We start from the raw sequence: 19,006 nt of genomic DNA on the forward strand, positions 1-19,006 counted from the left end.
TTCTTCCCTGTGGATGCGCTGCCCGCACTCTACCCCGTGATCGGCGCTCCAGCCAGTCAGGCTTCCTCCAGCACCACCACGCGCTGCCCCGCGCGCACCGGCGAGCCGGGTTGCACGCGGACTTCACGCACCACGCCGTCACGCGGGGCGGTGAGGGGGATTTCCATCTTCATCGACTCGAGGATCACCAGCACATCGCCGGCCTGCACCGTGGCGCCCGGCTCGACCTGCACCTGCCAGAGGTTGCCGGCGATATGGCTGTCGATGCTGTGCTGGCCGGCCGCCAGCGGCGCGTCTTCACCCAGTTCGGCGACCACTTCCTCACTCTCGTAATGGGCCTGGCCGGAGGCGATCCAGCGCTGGCGTTCGGCGTCGAAGGCGGCACGTTGCTGGCTGCGGAAGGCGTCGATGCCCTCGGCTTCCTCGGTCAGGAAATCCTGGTAGTCGGCCAGGGCCAGTTCGCTGTCCTCGATGCGCAGTTCATAGCGGCCAAGAGGGAAGTCGCGGCGGATCTGCAGCAGTTCCTCGGCCCCCACCGGGTAGAAGCGGATCTGGTCGAAGAAGCGCAGCAGCCAGGGCTTGCCGTGGAAGGCGGCGACTTCGCGGTAGCGGTTCCACATCTGTAGGGTGCGGCCGACGAACTGGTAACCGCCGGGGCCTTCCATGCCGTACACGCACATGTAGGCGCCGCCGATGCCCACCGAGTTCTCCGCGGTCCAGGTGCGCGCCGGGTTGTACTTGGTGGTGACCAGGCGGTGGCGCGGGTCCAGCGGTGTGGCCACCGGTGCGCCGAGGTAGACGTCGCCCAGGCCCATCACCAGGTAGCTGGCATCAAAGACGGTTCTGTACACCTCGTCGAGGTTGGGCAGGTCGTTGATGCGGCGGATAAATTCCAGGTTGCTCGGGCACCAGGGCGCGTCCTTGCGCACCGTGGTCATGTACTTGTCGATGGCCAGCTGGCAGGCCGGATCGTCCCAGGACAGCGGTAGATGCACGATGCGCGACGGCACCTTGAGATCCTGGGCGTTGCACACTGCGTCCCACTCGCCGATCACCACCGCCAGCAGGTTGGCCAGCGACAGGGTTTCCGGCTGGTAGTGCACCTGCAGCGAGCGAATGCCCGGCGTCAGATCGATCACGCCCTTCAGGCTCTTCGCTTCCAGCGCCTGCATCAGCGCGTGACCTCGGAAACGCAGCACCAGGTCCAGCTCGGCCTGGCCGATCTCCAGCAGCAGGTGGGTGTCGCCGGAGAGGCGGGCGACCAGGCGCTTGTCCTGGCTGCCGATGTCGAGGATCACCGGCGGCTCCAGCGGGATTGGTTGCCAGTTGACTTCAACGGCTTCGAGCCCGGCGACTTCCGCCTTGCGCGCCTTGGCCAGGGTGCGGGCGGTCTCGATGTTCACCGGCACGAAGCGCAGCTTGTCGCCGGCCTTGAGCTGGCCGAGCTGCCACAGGTCGGCCTCGATGATGGTCACCGGGCAGACGAAGCCGCCCAGGCTCGGGCCGTCCGGGCCGAGGATCACCGGCATGTCGCCGGTGAAGTCCACCGCGCCAATCGCATACGGGTTGTCGTGGATATTCGACGGGTGCAGACCGGCTTCGCCGCCGCTGTCGCGCACCCACTCCGGTTTCGGGCCGATCAGGCGCACGCCGGTACGACTGGAGTTGAAGTGCACTTCCCAGTCGGTGGCGAGGAAGGTGTCGATATAGGTCGGGGTGAAGTATTCCGGCGCGCCATGCGGGCCGTAGATCACGCGGATTTCACGGACGGCAGGCAGGGTGGTGCACAGCTCGGCGGGCAGCTGCGCGCCGTTGCTCGTATTGCCGAGAGGTGGAATATGCAGCACGTCGCCGGCGCGCAGGGCGCGACCACCGTGGCCGCCGAACTGGCCGAGGGTGAAGGTGCTTTTGCTGCCCAGGTACTCCGGCACCTGCAGGCCGCCGCGCAGAGTCAGATAAGACCGTGCGCCGCTGCCAGCGATGGTGCCGAGGCTCAGCGTGCTGCCGGCCTTGATCAGCAGCGCAGTGTTCATTGGCTGTTCGTTGCCATCCAGGCTCAGCGGAATCGCGGCGCCGGTCACTGCCACTACGGCGTCGGTGTTGAAGCGCAGCAGCGGGCCGCTCATGGTGATTTCCAGGCCGGCGGCGCCTTCGTCATTGCCCAGCAGGCGGTTGCCCAGGCGCAGCGCGCGGTCGTCCATCGGCCCCGATGGCGGTACGCCGACGGCCCAGTAGCCGAGGCGGCCGGGGAAGTCCTGAATGGTGGTCTGGGTGCCGGCGGAAAGCACCTCGAAGGTGTTGGCCTGGTAGGTCAGGCCTTCCAGGCAGCGGGTCCAGGGATTGCCTTCGGCGAACGGCGCGTCGACCAGGATCTGCCGCAGGTACTGGCTGTTGGTTTCCACGCCGTATAGCAGGGTATCGGCCAGGGCCTGGTTCAGCGCGGCGCTGGCCTGCTCGCGGGTCGGCTGCCAGATGATGACCTTCGCGATCATCGGGTCGAAGTAGGGCGGAATCTCGCAGCCGGCTTCGACCCAAGTATCGATGCGCAGGTACTTGCCATCGGCCTTGGGGAAGTCCACGGCGGTGAGCAGGCCGGGGCTGGGCTGGAAGTCGCGCCCAGGGTCTTCGGCGTACAGGCGCGCCTGGATGGCGTGGCCGCTGGGCTTCAGGTTCTTCGCCAACTCGCTCAGCGGGGCCAGGTCGCCGGCCGCCAGCTCGATCATCCAGCGCACCAGGTCGACACCCCACACCTGTTCGGTGACGCCGTGCTCGACCTGCAGGCGGGTGTTCACTTCGAGGAAGTAGAAGCGCTCGGCGGCGCTGTCGTAGACGAATTCCACGGTGCCGGCGCTGCGGTAGCTGACCGCCTTGGCCAGCTTGATCGCCGCCGCGCACAGTTCCTCGGCCATGCCGGCCGGCAGGTTGGGTGCCGGGGTTTCTTCCAGCACTTTCTGATTACGCCGTTGCACCGAGCAGTCGCGCACGCCGAGGGCAAGCACGTCGCCTCGACCGTCGCCGAATACCTGCACTTCCAGATGGCGGGCGCGCTGGATGTACTTCTCGATGAAGACGCCGCTATCGCTGAAGTTGTTCTGCCCCAGACGCTTGACCGCCTCGAAGGCGTCGGAAAGCTCGGCGGCGCTGTTGCACACGCGCATGCCGATGCCGCCACCGCCGGCGGTGCTTTTCAGCATCACCGGGTAGCCCACTTGCTCGCCGGCTTGCAGCGCGGCGTCGAGGTTTTCCAGCAGCTCGGTGCCTTCCAGCATCGGTACACCGTGCTGTTTGGCCAGGGCGCGGGCTGTGTGCTTGAGGCCGAATACACGCAGCTGCTCGGGCGTCGGGCCGACGAAGGCGATGCCGGCGGCTTCGCAGGCTTCCGCGAAGGCGGCGTTTTCGGAGAGGAAGCCGTAGCCGGGGTGGATGGCTTTTGCGCCGGTCTGCCTGGCGACTTCCAGAATCTTGTCGACCACCAGATAGGTCTGGGCAGCGGGGCCTTCGCCGAGGCTGAAGGCCTCATCGGCCTGCTGGATATGCAGGCTGGCGGCGTCGGCTTCGGAGTACACGGCCACGCCCTGTACATCGAGCTGACGCAGAGTGCGCAGGATGCGGCAGGCAATGGCGCCGCGGTTGGCGATCAGGAGTTTGTCGAACATTGCAGAACCCTCGAAAGGGATGACGGGCCGTCCCGTCTTAGTCGTCTGCACCACGGTCGTCCGTGGCTGAAATTCATGTTTGGTAGCTGCCCGTACGGTGGATGTGAAAAGCGACATCCACCCTACGGCTAACGGTCCCGCTTCTGCTGTTGCGTGGGCTGCTCCAGGCACTGCCCCGAGCGGCTCTGGCACAGGCGGAACAGCCATTCGCGCAGCTGCTTCAGTCCCATATCAGCACCTCGGCCGGAGTCGGGTTCCAGCCATTGCACGGGTTGTTCAGCTGCGGGCAGTTGGAGATCAGCACGATGACGTCCATGTGCGCGACCAACTCGACGTACTTGCCCGGCGCGGAGATGCCGTCCTCGAAGGTCAGGCCGCCTTCGGGCGTCACCGGCACGTTCATGAAGAAGTTGATGTTGGCGCCGATGTCGCGCTTCTCCAGGCGGCCGTCGTGCAGGCTGGCGCGCAGGAAGTTGTCGCGGCAGCTGTGCATATAGCGCTTGTCCAAGGCGTACCGGACTGTGTTGCTCTCCTGGGCGCAGGCACCACCGAGGGTGTCGTGGCGGCCGCAGGTGTCGGCGCTGATGGTCAGCAGCGGGTTGCCCAGGTTGGAGTAGAGGACGGTGCCGGTGGTCAGGTACACACTGTTCTGTTTGCGCAGGGTGCGTTGCGGGTCGTAGCGCTCGCGCGGGTTTTTGGCGCTGAAGAACAGGGTGTCGACCGCCTGGTTGCCCTCGAGGTCGAGCAGGCGCAAGGTCTGTCCGGCTTTGACTTCGCAGAGGAAGGGCTCGCCGGCCGGGATCTCGTGGCGGTAGACGGCGGTGGCGGCGTGCTTGTTGCTGGCGGTAAGGCTCATGGCGGCGTCCTCAGATGTACAGACGTTCGGTGTTGTGGAAGCCGCGGCCGTTTTCCGGGCGCGAGGTGCGGCAGAGCACGCTGATGCCGTCGCTCTCGACCTTGCTCCAGCTCAGTTGCACCGGCTTGGGTGCGTACTGTGGGTTGGGGTCCAGCGGGTGCTGCAGGGCGGTAAGCACCACCAGGGTGTCCATCGGCGCGTACAGCTCGATGTAGTCGCCGGCCTTGGAGTTGCCCGGCTCGAAGTGGAAACGGCCGTCGCCATCGACCGTCACTTTGCTGAACAGGTTGAGCGCCATCAGCAGGTCCTGCAGGTTCAGGTTCCACTTGCCCATTTCCACCAGCAGGTTGTCCACGCCATTGCGGAAGTAGCCGTTGCGCAGTTCCTGATAGCGCCCGGCGCCGTACTTCTCGGTGACCTCCGATGCATTCAGCACGCCGCCGAAGCTGTCATGCCAGCCGCAGGTGTCGGCGGTGATGGCGGCGAGCACGCGGCCCATGTCCGAGTACAGGCAGTGGCCGGCGGTGAGCTTGGCGGTGTGCTGGCACTTGAGGGTATCGGGCAGGTTTAGGCGCTCGCTTTTCTCGGCGGCGGAGAGCAGCAGCAGGCTGACGTTGGCGTCGCCTTCGAGGTCGGTGATGCGCAGCAGCTGGCCGCGCTTGAGGACGAAGGAGGTGTGGCCGCCGCCGGGGACGAGCTCTTCGTACAGGCTGGGGCGCAGGGTGAGTGCAGCAGTCATGGCTAACTCCTTACAGGGCCGGTTGCGCGGTGCCGGTGACATGCGCCGGCAGCGTTTCGACGGCGGCGCGGGTGGCGCGGCGGTCGCTGTTCAGGGGGATGTCGTAGGTGATGCGCGCGCCGAAGGCGTTCGGTGCGTGCGGGTCGATACGGGTCTTGTCGAATACCAGCAGGCGGGTGCCGAGGCTGAAGCCTTCGGAGAGGTCGTGGGTGACCATAAACACGGTCAGCTTGGTCTCGTTCCACAGCTCCAGCAGCAGGGCGTGCATGTCCTTGCGGATGCCCGGGTCGAGCGCGCCGAAAGGCTCGTCGAGCAGCAGTACGCGCGGTTTCATGATCAGCGCCTGGGCGATGGCCAGGCGCTGTTGCATGCCGCCGGAGAGCTGGCTCGGGTATTTGTCGAGGGCGTGGCCGAGGCCGACCTTCTTCAGGATCACCTCGGCCTGGGCGCGGGCGTCGCGCTTGGCGGCGCCGAACAGGCGGCCGAGCAGCGGCGAGCGTGGCAACTCCAGGCCAATGGCGACGTTGTCCAGCACGCTGAGATGCGGAAATACCGAGTAGCGCTGGAACACCACGCCACGGCTGCTATCCGGCTCGCCGGCCAGCGGCTGGCCGCCAAGCAGGATCTCGCCACGGCTGGCGCGCTCCTGGCCCAGCAGCAGGCGCAGGAAAGTCGACTTGCCGCAGCCGGAGGCGCCGACCAGCGTGCAGAACTCGCCCTCGTTGATGGACAGGTTCAGGCGTTCGAGTACGACCTGATCGCCGTACTCCTGCCAAACATTCTTCACTTCAATGAAGGCGCTCATGCTTTTGCTCCCTCATACCAGGGGAAGCACAGGCGAGTGAGCTGGCGCAGGCCCAGGTCCATCAGCCAGGCGAGCAGGGTGATCCACACCACGTACGGCAGGATCACGTCCATCGCCATATAGCGACGTACCAGAAAGATTCGGTAGCCGAGGCCGTCGGTGCTGGCGATGGCTTCGGCCGCGATCAGGAACAGCCAGGCCGAACCCAGCACCAGGCGCAGGGCGATCAGCAGGCGCGGCAGCAGCTGCGGCAGCACCACGCGCAGGATCAGGGTCCAGGTGCTGGCGCCGAGGGTCTGCGCCTTGATCAGGATCTCGCTGGGAATCTCGCGGGCGCGCTGCTCCAGATCGCGGGCCAGCACCGGGGTGATGCCGATCACGATCAGCATCACCTTGGACAGCTCGCCGAGGCCGAAGACGATGAACAGGATCGGCAGGATCGCCAGCGGCGGCACCATCGACAACACGGTCAGCAGTGGCGACAGCGGCGCGCGGAACAGCGGCAGTATGCCCGCCATGATGCCCAGGCACAGGCCGGCCAGCGCGGCGATGCCGATGCCCATGCCGAGGCGCTTGAGGCTTGCCGCGCTGTCCTGCCAGAACAGGTAGTTGCCGCTGCGCTTGTCCTCGGTGAAGGCCAGGCGGTCGATCGCACTGACCATCTGGCCGGCGCTGGGCAACAGCTTGTCGTTGGGGTTCTCCGTCAGCCGCGCCGCCGAGCCGGTGAGATAGGCGAACAGCAGCAGGGCGAACGGCAGCAGGATCAGCAGCAGGCGGCCGCCGCGGTCCGGATGTCGGTTGATCAGGCGCATGGCGCTCCTCGGGATAGGAGGGGATGACCCGCGCGGAGGGCGCGCGGGTGAGCCGTCCGGGGCTTACAGCTTGCCGTCGGCCGCCAGCTGCATGAACGAAGGGTCGAAGCGCAGCTTGACGTTGCCCTTGTCGCCGGTGACCACGTCGCGCGCGAAGCTCATGCCGATGGCGTCGGCGCTTTGCGCACCTTCGCCGAGCAGGCCGTGGCTGAAGGAAAACTCGGCCACCTTGGTCATGGTTGCCGGCAGTTTCGGGCTGTTGGCGAAGGCAACGGCGTCCTTGGCGCTGTAGAACATCTTGGTGGCGGCGAGCTGGGCTTCGTAGCCGGCCAGATCCGTACCCGATGCCATGGCCATATGTTCGCGGGCAGCCTTGCCGGCGGCCGAATCGGCGCTCATGGTCGCCATGATTTCGTACCAGGCGCCGGTCAGGGCCTTGCCCAGGGCCGGGTTGTCTTTCAGCGTCTCGCTGTTGACCACCATCAGGTCGATGATTTCGCCAGGAATCTGGCTGGAGTCGAACACCTTGGTCACGCCTGGAGTGGCTTCGATCTCGGCCAGCAGCGGGTTCCAGGTGGCCACGGCTTTGACGTCGTCGGTGGCGAAGGCAGCGACCATGTCGGCGTCGGAGGTGTTCACCACTTTCAGGTCCTTCTCGCTCAGGTCGGCCTTTTCCAGGCCGCGAGCGAGCAGGTAGTGGGAGACGGAGAGTTCGACCAGATTGACGTCCAGGCCCTTGAGGTCGCCCAGGGTCTTCTTCTCGCCCTTGAGCACGATGCCGTCGTTGCCGTTGGAGAAGTCGCCGATCACCAGCGCAGTGCTGTCCACGCCGCCAGCGGCCGGAATAGTGAGGGCGTCCATATTGGTCATGGTGCAGCCGTCGAACTGGCCGGCGGTGTACTGGTTGATCGACTCGACGTAGTCGTTGAGCTGGGTCACTTCGATGGCGATGTCGTACTTCTTCGCCCACTTGTCGACGATGCCCTGGGCGGCACCGTATTCCCATGGCATCCAGCCGGCGTAGATGGTCCAGCAGACGTTGAATTGGTCTTTCTTCTCGGCGTGAGCGGGAATGCTCAGGGCGGCAGCGAGGCCGGCGGCGATCAGCGAGGACAGCAGGGACTTGCGCATGGGTAGACCTCCAGTTCTAGGGATGCGGGCAGGAGCGGCGCGGCACTGGCCTGACGAATCAGGTGGCGCGTTCTCCCGGGCTTTTGTCCCGCCGTGTAACCCCTGTCGAGGTCGCCAACTCTCGGACCAGCCACCCGTCGTGGTGGACGGGCCGGAACCCTAGTCGGCCATTGCAAGTTGTAGTGCCGCGCCCCTTGCGGAGTGCTTCTGCATGCCTGGGCTCAAGCGAACATCGTGCCAGTTGCGTCGTGCCGCGGATTTGCTGGGGGTGCTGGTTGTTTTCGGTGCCGTACCGGCGAACGCCGCGCACGAAAGCGGTGCGCGGTGTTCGCTGTTGGTGCTTTACAGCTGGTTGTCGGCGGCCAGCTGCATGTAGGTCGGGTTGAAGCGCAGCATGATCTGCGCCTTATTGCCCAGCACGCGGTCGTCGCCGAAGGAGATGCCCAGGCGTTGCAGGCCCTTGCCCTCGCCGAGCAGCTGCTGGGCATCGGCGAAGTTGGCCACGCGCTGCATCATGTCGGGCATCTTCTCGCCGCGCGCGAAGGCGGCTGCCGAGCGCGGGGCGTAGAAGGAGCGGATGGTCTTCAGCTGCTCATCGAAGTCCGCCGGAGTGGCATCTGCGGCGCCGGCCATCTGCGCGCGTGCCGCCGCGCCGGCAGCGGTCGGCAGGCCCATCAGGCGCATGCCCTCGAACCAGGCGCCGGTGAGGGCGCGGCCCAGTTCCGGGTGTTGGGCCAGGGTCTGGCTGTTGATTACCAGCAGGTCGAGGATCTCGCCGGGCACGTGGCGCGAGCTGAATACCTGCACGCTGTCGCCGTCCTGGCGCAGGTCGGAGAGAATCGGGTTCCAGGTCACCACCGCGTCGCCCCGGCCGCTGCGCCAGGCCTGGGCCAGCTCCGTGTCCGAGACGTTCTCGATGGTCACGTCGGAGGGCTTCAGGTGCGCCCATTCCAGGGCGCGGCTGAGCAGGTAGTGGGATACCGAGTTTTCCACCAGCAGGATGGTCTTGCCCTTGAGGTCCTTCAGGTCCTTGCTGCCGCCGCGGACCAAGATGCCGTCGGCGCCGGCGGAGAAGTCGCCGACAATCAGTGCGGTGCTGTCCAGCCCGGCCGCAGCGGGAATGGTCAGGGCGTCCATGTTGGTCATGGCGCAGGCGTCGAACTGGTTGGCGGTGTACTGCTCGATGGAGGCGACGTAGTCCGGCACCTGCTGGACCTGAATCTCGATGCCGTACTTGTCCGCCCACTTGTCGATGATGCCTTGCTCGGCCATGTAGCCCCACAGCATCCAGCCGGCGTAGATCGACCAGCAGACCTTGAACGGGCGTTTCTCGGGGGCGGCGTGGGCGGGCTGCAGGAGCAGCAGGACGAGCAGCGAACAGGACAGCAGGCGAGTCAGCATGACAACCTCGGGACAATGGACGGAGACAGGATGGCGGCGGCCGCGTCGCGCGTTTCTCCCGGGCTTTTATCCCTCCGTGTGACCTCGAACGAGGTTGCCCACTCTCGGACCAGCCACCCGCCTTTGGCGAGTCGGAACCCTAGTCGGCCATTACGTTGTCCAACTGCAGGCCCAGCGGGCCGGCACATCCTGCGCGAAGGTTAATAGCGAATGGCGTGCCAGATCGCTCTATTTAGAGCGTTTCGTGATGAATATCGCAGGCTGACCGGAGACTGTCGTCGTTTGCGCGCGCCAAGCTGGTGCGCCAGTGTTTCGGCGTGGTGCGAAATGCGCGGATACAACTTTCGACAACAGCCGCCGCTGCACTTCGTTCAGGCGCCGCGATCAAAGCCAGTGGGAGCAGTCCCGGGTACCGGCAATCGCCGGCCCCTTCCCAGCGGTCGAAGGAGGCCGCCATGTCACGTCTAGCCCTTGTCCTTGCAGTGCTCGCTATAAGTCTCAGCGGTTGTGCCGTGTACGGCGACGATTACTACCGTCCCGGCTACAACGTGCAGTACTACGAAAGCTATCCGTCCCACCGCGTCTATTACTACGACGATGACCGCAACAACTACCGCTGGCATCGCGACCGCTACCAGGACCGCCGCCACTCGCACTACGCACCGGGATACGACGGCCGTTACCAGTGGCACGATGACCGTCGGCGCAATGATCGGCATGATGGCCACCGCGACCGGGATCGCCAGCGTGTACATGGCTACCAGCCGCCGCGCAATGGCTGGGACCAACGCTACCGCGATCATGACCGCCGCGACCAGTCATCCTGGCAGCGCCATGGCGGGCAGCGCTATGACGGCTATCCGCGTGATCGCGACAAGGATCGTGACCGGCGCCACGAGCGTGATCGGGGGCGCGACCATGACCGCGACCGTACCCGCACTCGCCATTCCCAGCGTGGCGAGGGGACGAGCGGCTGGCGCCTCTCCAACTGAAAACAGCGGCAGGCCTCAGGGCCGCCGCTGCTTCTATAACGCCATCAGGTATTACTCGACGAACAGCTTCTGCACCGCCGAGAAGTCCAGCTTGCCGTCGCCCTGCTTGAGCAGCAGGCGATACAGCTGCAGCGCCAGAGAGCCCATAGGCGTACTGCTACCGGTGGCCTGCGCCGCCTCCTGAGCCAGGCCCAGGTCCTTGGTCATCAGCTCGGCCATAAAGCCGCCGCTGTAGCCCTTGGACGCCGGCACATTCTCCATCACGCCCGGCCAGGGATTGTACTTCTCCAGGCTCCAGTTGCCGCCCGAGCTCTGGCGCATGATCTCGGCCAGCACGGCCGGATCCAGGCCGCTGGCCACGCCCAGGGCCATGGCCTCGGCGGTGCCGATCATGTGCACGGCGAGCAGCTGGTTGTTGCACACCTTGGCCACCTGGCCGGCGCCGTCCGGGCCGGCGTGGAAGATGTTCTTGCCCATAGCGGCGAGGATTGGCCGGGCTTTCTCCAGGTCTTCGGCTTTACCGCCGACCATGAAGGTCAGGGTGCCGGCCGCGGCGCCGGCGGTGCCGCCGGACACCGGTGCATCCAGCAGGGCGATGCCCTTGGTCGCGGCGGCTTTGTGTACCTTGCGTGCCGAATCCGGGGCGATGGTCGAGCACTCCAGCACAAGGGCGCCGGGTGCGATCTTCTCCAGCAGGCCATCGGCGCCCAGGTACAGGCCTTCGACATGGCGGCTGGCGGGCAGCATGCTGACCACCACGGTAGCGCCCTTGACCGCGTCGGCGGCGCTGGCCGCCGGTTGCGCGCCTTCCTGCACCAGGGTGGCGACCGACTCCTGGACCAGGTCGAAGGCGCACACGGCAAAGCCATTCTTCAACAGGTTGCGGGCCATGGGCAGGCCCATGTGGCCGAGGCCGATGAACGCGATCTGGGTCATTCTTGTTGTTCTCCTCGTATGTCCTTGTTGGTAGGAGCGAGCTCTGCTCGCGAAGCAGGCAGCGCCTGTGGGCATTCGCGAGCAGAGCTCGCTCCTACGGGATTACAGGTCCGCCAGCGGATGCGCGCCTTCCCAGACCGGTTCGAAGTGCGCGGCGATCACCGCCGGCGGGATGATGGCCGGGTCCGGCCAGTGCCACTTCGGTGCCTGGTCCTTGTCGATCAGGCGGGCGCGCACGCCTTCCGGAAATTCTGGATGACGGCAGCAGTTCAGGCTCATGGCGTATTCCATGCGGAACACCTCGGCCAGCGACAGATGACGGGCGCGGCGGATCTGTTCCCAGACCAGGTGCGCGGTCAGCGGGCAGCCGGCGGCCAGGGTCTTGGCGGCGCGCGCCAGGGGCAGGTCGTCGTCGCCATGCAGGGCGGTGATGGCGTGCCAGGCGGCGGGCAGGTCGGCCAGGTCGAGCAGGGCGTCGATGCGCGCGCGGCGTGGCAGCCACTGGGCCTCCGGGAGTTGCGAGCGAGACTCCTGCTCCAGGGCACGCAGCAGGCTGTTGAGCTGTTCGGGAGCCTGTTCGCGCCAGTTCATCTGCACCAGGCCCTCGATCAGCACGTCCTGCTGGTCGTCACGCAGGAAGCGGTCGGCCAGGTCCAGGTCCAGGGCGTCGCGAGCGTTGATGGCGGCGGCGGTGAGGCCGAGGAACAGGCCGAGCTTGCCCGGCAGGCGGGCGAGGAACCAGCTGCCGCCCACATCCGGGTACAGGCCGATATTGATCTCCGGCATGCCCAGGCGGCTGCTCGGGGTGACGATGCGGATGGCCGCGCCCTGCATCAGGCCCATGCCGCCGCCCAGCACATGGCCATGGGCCCAGCAGATCAGCGGTTTCGGGTAGGTGTGGATGCGATGATCGAGGCGGTATTCGTCGGCGAAGAAGCGCCGCGCCAGCGGAGGAATCTCGCCGGGGTGCTCGCGGCATTGCTGTACCAGCTGCACCACGTCGCCACCGGCGCAGAAGGCCTTGGGCCCGTTGCCGCGCAGCAGCACGCAGGCGATGCCGTCATCCTCGGCCCACTGCTTCAGCTTGGCGTCCAGCGCCTCGATCATCGGCAGGGTCAGGGCATTGAGGCTCTTCTCCGCGTCCAGGCTGGCGATACCGATGCGGTAGCCGTGTAGGGCGGGGCGTTCTTCGAAGTGCATGTTCATTGAGCTATAGACCTGCTGTTTTTGTAGGAGCGAGCTCTGCTCGCGAACCAGGCGCTACGTACTGTTCGCGAGCAGAGCTCGCTCCTAAGGTTCTACTTGTTGCGCCAGTGGGCGTCGCGTTTTTCCAGGAAGGCGTTGACGCCTTCGCGGGTGTCGTCGGCATCGAACAGATCGACGAAGCGCTCGCGCTCCTCGCTCAGCCAGCCATTCGGGCCGCGCTCGCGGGCGCCCTGGATCAGCGGCTTGATGGTGCGCACCGCCACCGGGCTCTGCCGCGCCACCTTGGCTGCCAGCAACAGGGCGGTGCCGCGGGCCTCGCCGCTGTCCACCACCTGCTCGACCAGGCCGATGCGCAGGGCGGTCTCGGCGTCGATGCGCTCGCCGCAGAGGATCATGCGTTTGGCCCAGCCTTCGCCCACCAGCCAGGGCAGGTTCTGCGTGCCGCCGGCGCAGGGCAGCAGGCCGACGGTGGCCTCCGGCAGGGCCAGTTGGGATTGCCGTTCGGCGATGCGGATATCGCAGGCCAGGGCGCATTCCAGGCCACCGCCCATGGCGTAGCCGTTGATCGCGGCGATGGACACGCCACGGAAATCGCGCAGGGTCTCGAAGGCCTCGCCGAAGCGGCGGGCCATCTCACGGGCGCGGGCCTTGTCGCCGTCGGCGAACAGGTTGAGGTCGGCGCCGGCGCTGAAGAATTTGCTGCCCTGGCCGGTCACCACCAGGGCGTAGATATCGTCGTCGCGATTGAGATGCTCGACCACCTGCTTGAGGCCGATCAGCGAGTCGCGGTCCCAGGTGTTGGCCGGCGGGTGATTGATGGTGATCAGCGCGGTGTGGCCGTGCTTTTCCACCGTCAGCTTGTGGGTCAGGTCGAACATGCCGGGGTTGTAGGGTTCGATGGCGTTGCTCATAACGGTCCTCGTAATAGTGTTTCCCCTTTCCCCTTTCCCCTTGGGAGAGGGCGGGGCGGCCCCGCGTAGGGTGAGGGGCTGTGGAACGACTCGCTCCCTCACCCTAACCCTCTCCCGGAGGGAGAGGGACTAAAAGCTGATTACAGCAGGCGATCGAGCATGCCGCCCTGGTCCAGCAGGCGGCGGGAGACGATCACCCGCATGATCTCGTTGGTGCCTTCCAGTATCTGGTGTACCCGGCTGTCACGCACCCAGCGTTCCAGCGGGTAGTCGTTGAGATAGCCGTAGCCGCCGTGAAGTTGCAGCGCCTCGTTGCACAGGGCGAAACAGTGGTCGGTGGCGAAGCGCTTGGCCATGGCGCAGTACAGCGCGGCCTCGGCGTGGCCGTGGTCGAGTTTGTGGGCGGCCAGGCGCACCATCTGCCGGCTCGCCGTCAGATCGGTGAGCATATCGGCCAGCTTGAACTGCAGGGCCTGGAACTCGGCCAGTGCCTTGCCGAACTGCTTGCGTTCCTCGACGTAGCGCAGGCTCTGCTCCAGCGCTGCCTGGGCCGCGCCCAGCGAGCAGCTGGCAATGTTCAGGCGTCCGCCGTCCAGGCCCTTCATGGCGTAGACGAAGCCCTGGCCCTCGGGGCCGATGCGGTTGCCGGCCGGGATGCGCACGCCCTCGAAGGTGATGGTGCGGGTCGGCTGGGCCTTCCAGCCCATCTTGTCCTCGTTGCGTCCGTACTTCACGCCCTCGGCATTGGCCGGCACCAGGAAGCAGGAGATGCCCTTGGCGCCGTCTTCGCCGGTGCGTGCCATGACGATCAATACATCGGTCGATCCAGCGCCGGAGATAAAGCACTTGCTGCCGTCCAGCACGTAGTCGTCGCCATCGCGGCGTGCGCGGCTGCGCAGGTGGGCGGCGTCGGAACCGGCGTCCGGCTCGGTCAGGCAGTAGGAGGCCAGCAGCTCGCCGCTGGTCAGCCCCGGCAGGTACTGCGACTTCAGGGCGTCATCGGCGAAGCTCGCCAACATCCAGGTGGCCATATTGTGGATGGTGATGTAGGCCGTGGTGGCCACGCAGCCGGCGGCCAGCTGCTCGAAGATCAGCGAACTGGTCAGGCGCGACAGGCCGAGGCCACCGTCTTCTTCCTTCAGATACAGGGCCAGGTAGCCTTGCTCGGCGGCGCGGCGGATCACCTCAACCGGGAAGTGGTGCTCGCGGTCCCAGTCGGCGGCGTGCGGTGCCAGTTCCCGTGCGGCGAAGGCTCGGGCGCTGTCGACCAGCAGGCGTTGTTCGTCGTCGAGTTCGAAATCCATTACGGCTCCTCGCGCTGTTGCGGAAGCGGCGCGGGGCAGCTGTTGCTCCCCGCCCGCGCCATCACTTCAGGGTGATGGTGGTATTGACCTGGCCGACTTCGTCCTCGTCCAGCCAGCGCTGGGTCACGGTCTTGGTCTGGGTGTAGAAGAGCACCACCTGCTTGCCGTAGGGGCCCAGGTCGCCGAGCTTGGAGCCGCGCGAGCCGCTGAAGGAGAACAGCGGCACCGGCACCGGAATCGGCACGTTGATGCCGACTTGGCCGACGTCGATCTCTTCCTGGAAGTGCCGGGCGGCGGCGCCGGAGCGGGTGAAAATGGCGGTGCCGTTGCCGTTCGGGTTGGCGTTGATGATCTCGATGGCTTCGTCCAGGGTCGCGGCATGCATCACGCACAGCGCCGGGCCGAAGATCTCCTCCTGGTACACGCTCATCGCCGCGGTCACGCCGGAGAAGATGGTCGGGCCGACGAAGTTGCCGTTCTCGTACCCCGGCACCTGCGGATTGCGTCCGTCCAGTTCGAGCTTGGCGCCTTCGCCGACACCCTTGGCGATCAGCCCGCCAACGCGATCCAGAGCGGCGCAGGACACCACCGGACCGACGTCGGTACCCGGCTCTGAGCCGGCGCCGATCTTCAGGGTCTTGGCCTTCTCTACCAGCTCGGGCAGCCACTGCTGCGCCTCGCCGACCAGGATCACCACCGACAGGGCCATGCAGCGCTGGCCGGCGGCACCGAAGGCAGCGCCGACCAGGTTGTTGAGGGTCTGCTGGCGCGGTGCATCGGGCATGACGATGGCGTGGTTCTTCGCGCCCATCATGCACTGGGCACGCTTGCCGTTGGCGGTGGCGCGGTTGTAGACGTGGGTGCCGACCTTGGTCGAGCCGACGAAGGACACGGCCTTGATGTCCGGGTGATCGCAGAGCAGGTTCACCGCATCGGCGCCACCGTGGATCACGTTGAGCACACCGGCCGGAATGCCGGCCTCGATGGCCAGCTCGACCAGGCGCATGGTCACCATCGGATCCTGCTCGGACGGCTTGAGGACGAAGGTATTGCCGCAGGCGATGGCCATGGGGAACATCCACAGCGGGATCATCGCCGGGAAGTTGAACGGGGTGATGCCGGCGCACACTCCCAGCGGCTGCTGCAGGGTGTAGGTGTCGACCCCGGCGGCCACGTTGTTGGCCAGCTCGCCCATCTGCAGGTTGCCGATGTTGGCGGAGTGCTCGACCACTTCCAGGCCGCGGAACACGTCGCCTTCGGCGTCGGCCAGAGTCTTGCCCTGCTCGGCGGTGAGGATGGCGGCCAGCTCCTTGATGTTGTCTCGGATCAGCTGCTGGTACTTGAGGAAGATCCGCGCGCGGGCACCGATCGGCGTCTTGCGCCAGGTCTTGAAAGCGCCCTTGGCGGCGGCGATGGCGGCATTCATTTCCTCGGGCGTGGCGAAGGGCACGCGAGCCAGCACCTGCTGGGTGGCCGGGTTGACCACGTCGCGCCACTGGCTGGTCTTGGATTCGACGAATTCGCCGCCGATCAGCAGTTTGATCGTAGGGACTGCGCTTGCTTGGGTTGTCATCGTGCGTTCCTGCCAAGTGCGAAAGGGCTCGGCGAGCCTGTTGCAGTCGATGCTAGCAGTGCATTTTTGCCAGTGGCAACGGGGTTATTTGCAAGTGTATTCTGCGTTTTTGCACAACAGGGCATCGCTGTGGACTGGGACAACCTGCGCTATTTCCTCGAACTGTCCCGCGGCGGCAAGCTGACGGTCGCCGCCCGCCGTCTGGGCGTCGACCACACCACGGTGGCGCGACGCATCCAGGCGCTGGAGAAGAGCCTGGAAACCCAGCTGTTCCTGCGCAGCGCCGCCGGTTACAGCCTGACCGAGGCCGGGCGCAACCTGCTGCCTCAGGCGGAAACCATGGAAAGCGCCTTCAGCGGCATCGAGCGGGCGCGGCAGACGCCCAAGGAGGGGCTGTCCGGCCTGGTGCGCATCGGCGTCACCGAGGGCTATGGCGCGATGATGCTGGCACCGCAGCTGGCCGAGCTGATCCACCGCCATCCCAACCTGGGTATCGACCTGCTGGCGGCGCCGCGCATGCTGCAGCTGTCGCGCCGCGAGGCGGACATCGTCATCACCCTGGACCGGCCCGAGCGCGGCCCGTTCATCATCACCAAGCTGACCGACTACTGCCTTCGCCTGTACGCCTCGCCGGACTACCTGGCGCGGCATGGGCCGATCCGCAGCCGCGACGACCTGCGCGAGCATGGCTTCGTCAGCTACATCGACGATCTGCTGTACAGCAAGGAGCTGCTCTACCTGGACGAGCTGGGCAAGCCCAACCACGTGCCGCTGCGCAGCACCAGCATCCTTATCCAGCAACAGGCGGCCGCCGCCGGTGCCGGCATCGCCATCCTGCCGTCCTTCGCCGCCGACGCCGACCCGCGCCTGCAGCGGGTGCTGGGCGAGGAGGTGAAGTTCATCCGTACTTTCTGGATGCTGATGCCGACCGAACTCAAGGGTATTGCGCGGATGCAGGCCACCTGGAACTTCCTGCGCGAGATGGCGCAGACGAGTACGGCGGTGATGATGGGGGAGGGGGTTCTCCGAACATGAGGCAGCGGCGCCGTTTGGCGCCGCCACATGCTCAGATCGAGCAGATCATCCCGGCCAGTTCCACCCGGCCGAAACTGGCGCCGGGGTCGAGCGGGGTGATGGCCAGCAGTTGGTCGAGACGCACCTCCTGCTTGCCTTCGTCGGTCTGCAGCACGAGGAATTCTTCCTTGCTTGGGGCCGTGCGCGTATCCAGCGCCCTGGCCACGAAGCTCGGACCCTCGACCAGCTCGACCTGCAGGCGGTAGCCATGCATGCAAGCGATCTCCAGAAAGTCGTGCAGATCGCAGTTCAGGGGCTGATACGTGTTCATGGTGTCCTCCTAGCAACCCTGTAGCGGGATGATGAAGTAGCCCTGCTGGGCGATGGCCGCGGCGACTTCGGGGTGGGCTGGTTCGCTGTGGCAGAACTGGCAGCGGCTCTGCGAGACGTCCGCATCCTCCACGCCGCGGCTGGCGAGCCATTCGCGGGCATAGCGGGTGGCCAGGTCTTGGTCGTTGCCTTCGATGAGCACGTCGAAGTGTAGGTAACCACCATCGAGTGTGCGCACATGGGTGTCGAACACTTTCACGTTCATGTCATTTCTCCTCTTTCCAGGTGGCCGGCAGCGACAGGTCGCCGGATGCCACATCCCATACGCTGGAGACGCACAGCAGCGGGTTGTGCAGATCGGCATTGACCTGCAGGGCGGCCGTTACGCCGTCGTAGTTGAAGCTCTGCGGGAAGCCGACGGCGGCCAGCGGTACGCGGATGCGCGCAGCATCGTCCTGCACGCTCAGGTCATAGCCGGGCGAGTCGATGTAGATCGGCGCGCCGGGCCAGGTGGCCGGCAGCTTGGGTTTGGCGCCCTCGGGGATATCGCGCACCTTGAGGCCGGACGGACCGCAGCTGGCGTCCTTGGTCAGCACCACCCAGTGCGAGTGCCAGAGACCGCCGTCGTTGTCCTGCTTGCCATCATGGTTTTCGTCCAGCTGCGGGGTGTCGTCGAAGTCCGGGTGCGAGGTCAGCGCCAGGGCGAGGATGCCCGAGCCCTGCTCGAAGCCGACGCTGCCGGCGTCCAGGCTGGTTGGCCAGACGTAGCTGTACACCTCGGCGGCGGCGAAGCTGCCCTTGGCGGACGGCACGCGGCTACCGGCCTTGCCGTCGACCAGCTGTTCGAACACCAGGTCGCTGCCGTCCTTGAATACACGGGTGTGCACAAGGTCGAAGGCGGCGTCGACCTTGGCGGTCTTTTCGCTGTGGATGCCGCCCGGGCCATGGGCCCAGGCCTGGCTGGCGAGGAGCGCGGTGAGCGCGAAAGCGAAGGGGGCTTTCATGGTCGGCTCCTTATTTGAGGTCGTCGATGGAGGCGCCGAAGTTCAGGTGCAGCACCTGGCCATCGACCACCAGTGCGGGCACCGACTTGACGCCAGCCTGTTCGGCCTCGGCGACACGCTGCTTCTGGTCGCCGAGGTGGACGACCTCGACCTTCACTTGGGGATCGAGCAGGTTGAGCAGGGTCTGTTCGGCCGAGACGCAAACGGGGCAGCCGGCGTGGTAGAAGCGTGCGGTAGTCATTTCAAGTCTCCTTTAGAATTGGTATCGAATCGATACTGATGCGAAGGCTACTACCGCTGCGCTCTTTGTCAATATGGTTTTTAGTCGATACTATA

18 protein-coding genes and 2 riboswitches are annotated in these 19,006 nt (G+C 66.1%); of the genes, 2 read left to right on the plus strand and 16 right to left on the minus strand.

From position 1 onward, the window contains the following. Window positions 1–56: 56 nt before the first annotated feature. From uca to IB232_RS01955, 7 genes are all read right to left on the minus strand, one after another. Complete coding sequence (uca, locus tag IB232_RS01925; RefSeq protein WP_192396876.1) at window positions 57–3,656, minus strand: urea carboxylase; 3,600 nt, start codon at window positions 3,654–3,656, stop codon at window positions 57–59. Window positions 3,657–3,876: 220 nt separating this feature from the next. Further along, a complete protein-coding gene (locus IB232_RS01930; RefSeq protein WP_192396877.1) occupies window positions 3,877–4,512 on the minus strand; it encodes an urea amidolyase associated protein UAAP2 in 636 nt (211 codons plus the stop codon). 10 nt (window positions 4,513–4,522) lie between these two features. After that, a complete protein-coding gene (locus IB232_RS01935; protein ID WP_192396878.1) occupies window positions 4,523–5,251 on the minus strand; it encodes an urea amidolyase associated protein UAAP1 in 729 nt (242 codons plus the stop codon). 10 nt (window positions 5,252–5,261) lie between these two features. Next, window positions 5,262–6,056: an ABC transporter ATP-binding protein gene (locus IB232_RS01940; RefSeq protein WP_192396879.1), complete on the minus strand. Its 795-nt coding sequence runs from the start codon at window positions 6,054–6,056 to the stop codon at window positions 5,262–5,264. Beyond that, window positions 6,053–6,868: an ABC transporter permease gene (locus tag IB232_RS01945; RefSeq protein ID WP_192396880.1), complete on the minus strand. Its 816-nt coding sequence runs from the start codon at window positions 6,866–6,868 to the stop codon at window positions 6,053–6,055. Before IB232_RS01945 ends, IB232_RS01940 begins: the two co-directional genes overlap by 4 nt. Before the next feature lie 63 nt (window positions 6,869–6,931). Further along, entirely contained in the window at window positions 6,932–7,999 is a 1,068-nt protein-coding gene (locus tag IB232_RS01950) for a putative urea ABC transporter substrate-binding protein (RefSeq protein WP_192396881.1), read from the minus strand. A gap of 70 nt (window positions 8,000–8,069) precedes the next feature. Beyond that, window positions 8,070–8,173: riboswitch (guanidine-I (ykkC/yxkD leader) on the minus strand. Window positions 8,174–8,341: 168 nt separating this feature from the next. Then, window positions 8,342–9,400 (minus strand): putative urea ABC transporter substrate-binding protein, encoded by a 1,059-nt coding sequence (locus IB232_RS01955; protein WP_192396882.1) that lies wholly within the window; start codon window positions 9,398–9,400, stop codon window positions 8,342–8,344. A gap of 53 nt (window positions 9,401–9,453) precedes the next feature. Then, window positions 9,454–9,554, minus strand: a riboswitch (guanidine-I (ykkC/yxkD leader). A gap of 301 nt (window positions 9,555–9,855) precedes the next feature. On the opposite strand from IB232_RS01955, the gene IB232_RS01960 reads away from it, so the two are divergent. Further along, window positions 9,856–10,392 carry a hypothetical protein gene (locus IB232_RS01960; RefSeq protein WP_192396883.1) on the plus strand — a complete coding sequence of 179 codons (537 nt, stop codon included), beginning with the start codon at window positions 9,856–9,858 and terminating at the stop codon, window positions 10,390–10,392. A 51-nt stretch (window positions 10,393–10,443) separates the two neighbouring features. On the opposite strand, the gene mmsB is transcribed toward IB232_RS01960, so the two are convergent. The 5 genes from mmsB to IB232_RS01985 all read right to left on the minus strand — a co-directional run bounded on the left by mmsB (window position 10,444) and on the right by IB232_RS01985 (window position 16,322). Beyond that, window positions 10,444–11,328 carry a 3-hydroxyisobutyrate dehydrogenase gene (gene mmsB / locus IB232_RS01965; protein ID WP_192396884.1) on the minus strand — a complete coding sequence of 295 codons (885 nt, stop codon included), beginning with the start codon at window positions 11,326–11,328 and terminating at the stop codon, window positions 10,444–10,446. A 102-nt stretch (window positions 11,329–11,430) separates the two neighbouring features. Next, window positions 11,431–12,534, minus strand: coding sequence for an enoyl-CoA hydratase/isomerase family protein (locus IB232_RS01970; RefSeq protein WP_192396885.1), 1,104 nt, complete (start codon window positions 12,532–12,534; stop codon window positions 11,431–11,433). Between the two features lie 92 nt (window positions 12,535–12,626). Next, window positions 12,627–13,445, minus strand: coding sequence for an enoyl-CoA hydratase (locus IB232_RS01975; protein ID WP_192396886.1), 819 nt, complete (start codon window positions 13,443–13,445; stop codon window positions 12,627–12,629). Between the two features lie 140 nt (window positions 13,446–13,585). Further along, entirely contained in the window at window positions 13,586–14,749 is a 1,164-nt protein-coding gene (locus tag IB232_RS01980) for an isobutyryl-CoA dehydrogenase (RefSeq protein WP_192396887.1), read from the minus strand. Between the two features lie 61 nt (window positions 14,750–14,810). Then, window positions 14,811–16,322, minus strand: coding sequence for a CoA-acylating methylmalonate-semialdehyde dehydrogenase (locus IB232_RS01985; protein ID WP_192396888.1), 1,512 nt, complete (start codon window positions 16,320–16,322; stop codon window positions 14,811–14,813). Window positions 16,323–16,451: 129 nt separating this feature from the next. Between IB232_RS01985 and IB232_RS01990 the strand changes: the two genes are divergently transcribed. Continuing rightward, window positions 16,452–17,357 carry a LysR substrate-binding domain-containing protein gene (locus IB232_RS01990; RefSeq protein WP_192396889.1) on the plus strand — a complete coding sequence of 302 codons (906 nt, stop codon included), beginning with the start codon at window positions 16,452–16,454 and terminating at the stop codon, window positions 17,355–17,357. A 31-nt stretch (window positions 17,358–17,388) separates the two neighbouring features. Here IB232_RS01990 and IB232_RS01995 read toward each other — a convergent pair whose 3' ends face one another. Genes IB232_RS01995 through IB232_RS02010 form a run of 4 tightly spaced genes read right to left on the minus strand, consistent with a single transcriptional unit; the run spans window position 17,389 to window position 18,911 of the window. Then, window positions 17,389–17,667, minus strand: a complete 279-nt coding sequence (locus IB232_RS01995; protein ID WP_182834572.1) for a Rho-binding antiterminator — start codon at window positions 17,665–17,667, stop codon at window positions 17,389–17,391. A gap of 9 nt (window positions 17,668–17,676) precedes the next feature. Next, window positions 17,677–17,931, minus strand: a complete 255-nt coding sequence (locus IB232_RS02000) for a DUF2024 family protein (protein ID WP_192396890.1) — start codon at window positions 17,929–17,931, stop codon at window positions 17,677–17,679. 1 nt (window position 17,932) lies between these two features. Next, a complete protein-coding gene (locus tag IB232_RS02005; protein ID WP_192396891.1) occupies window positions 17,933–18,670 on the minus strand; it encodes a hypothetical protein in 738 nt (245 codons plus the stop codon). A gap of 10 nt (window positions 18,671–18,680) precedes the next feature. Beyond that, window positions 18,681–18,911 carry a thioredoxin family protein gene (locus IB232_RS02010; RefSeq protein ID WP_192396892.1) on the minus strand — a complete coding sequence of 77 codons (231 nt, stop codon included), beginning with the start codon at window positions 18,909–18,911 and terminating at the stop codon, window positions 18,681–18,683. Window positions 18,912–19,006 lie beyond the last annotated feature (95 nt).

This window comes from Pseudomonas sp. PDM15, from assembly GCF_014851565.1.
Lineage (GTDB): Bacteria > Pseudomonadota > Gammaproteobacteria > Pseudomonadales > Pseudomonadaceae > Aquipseudomonas.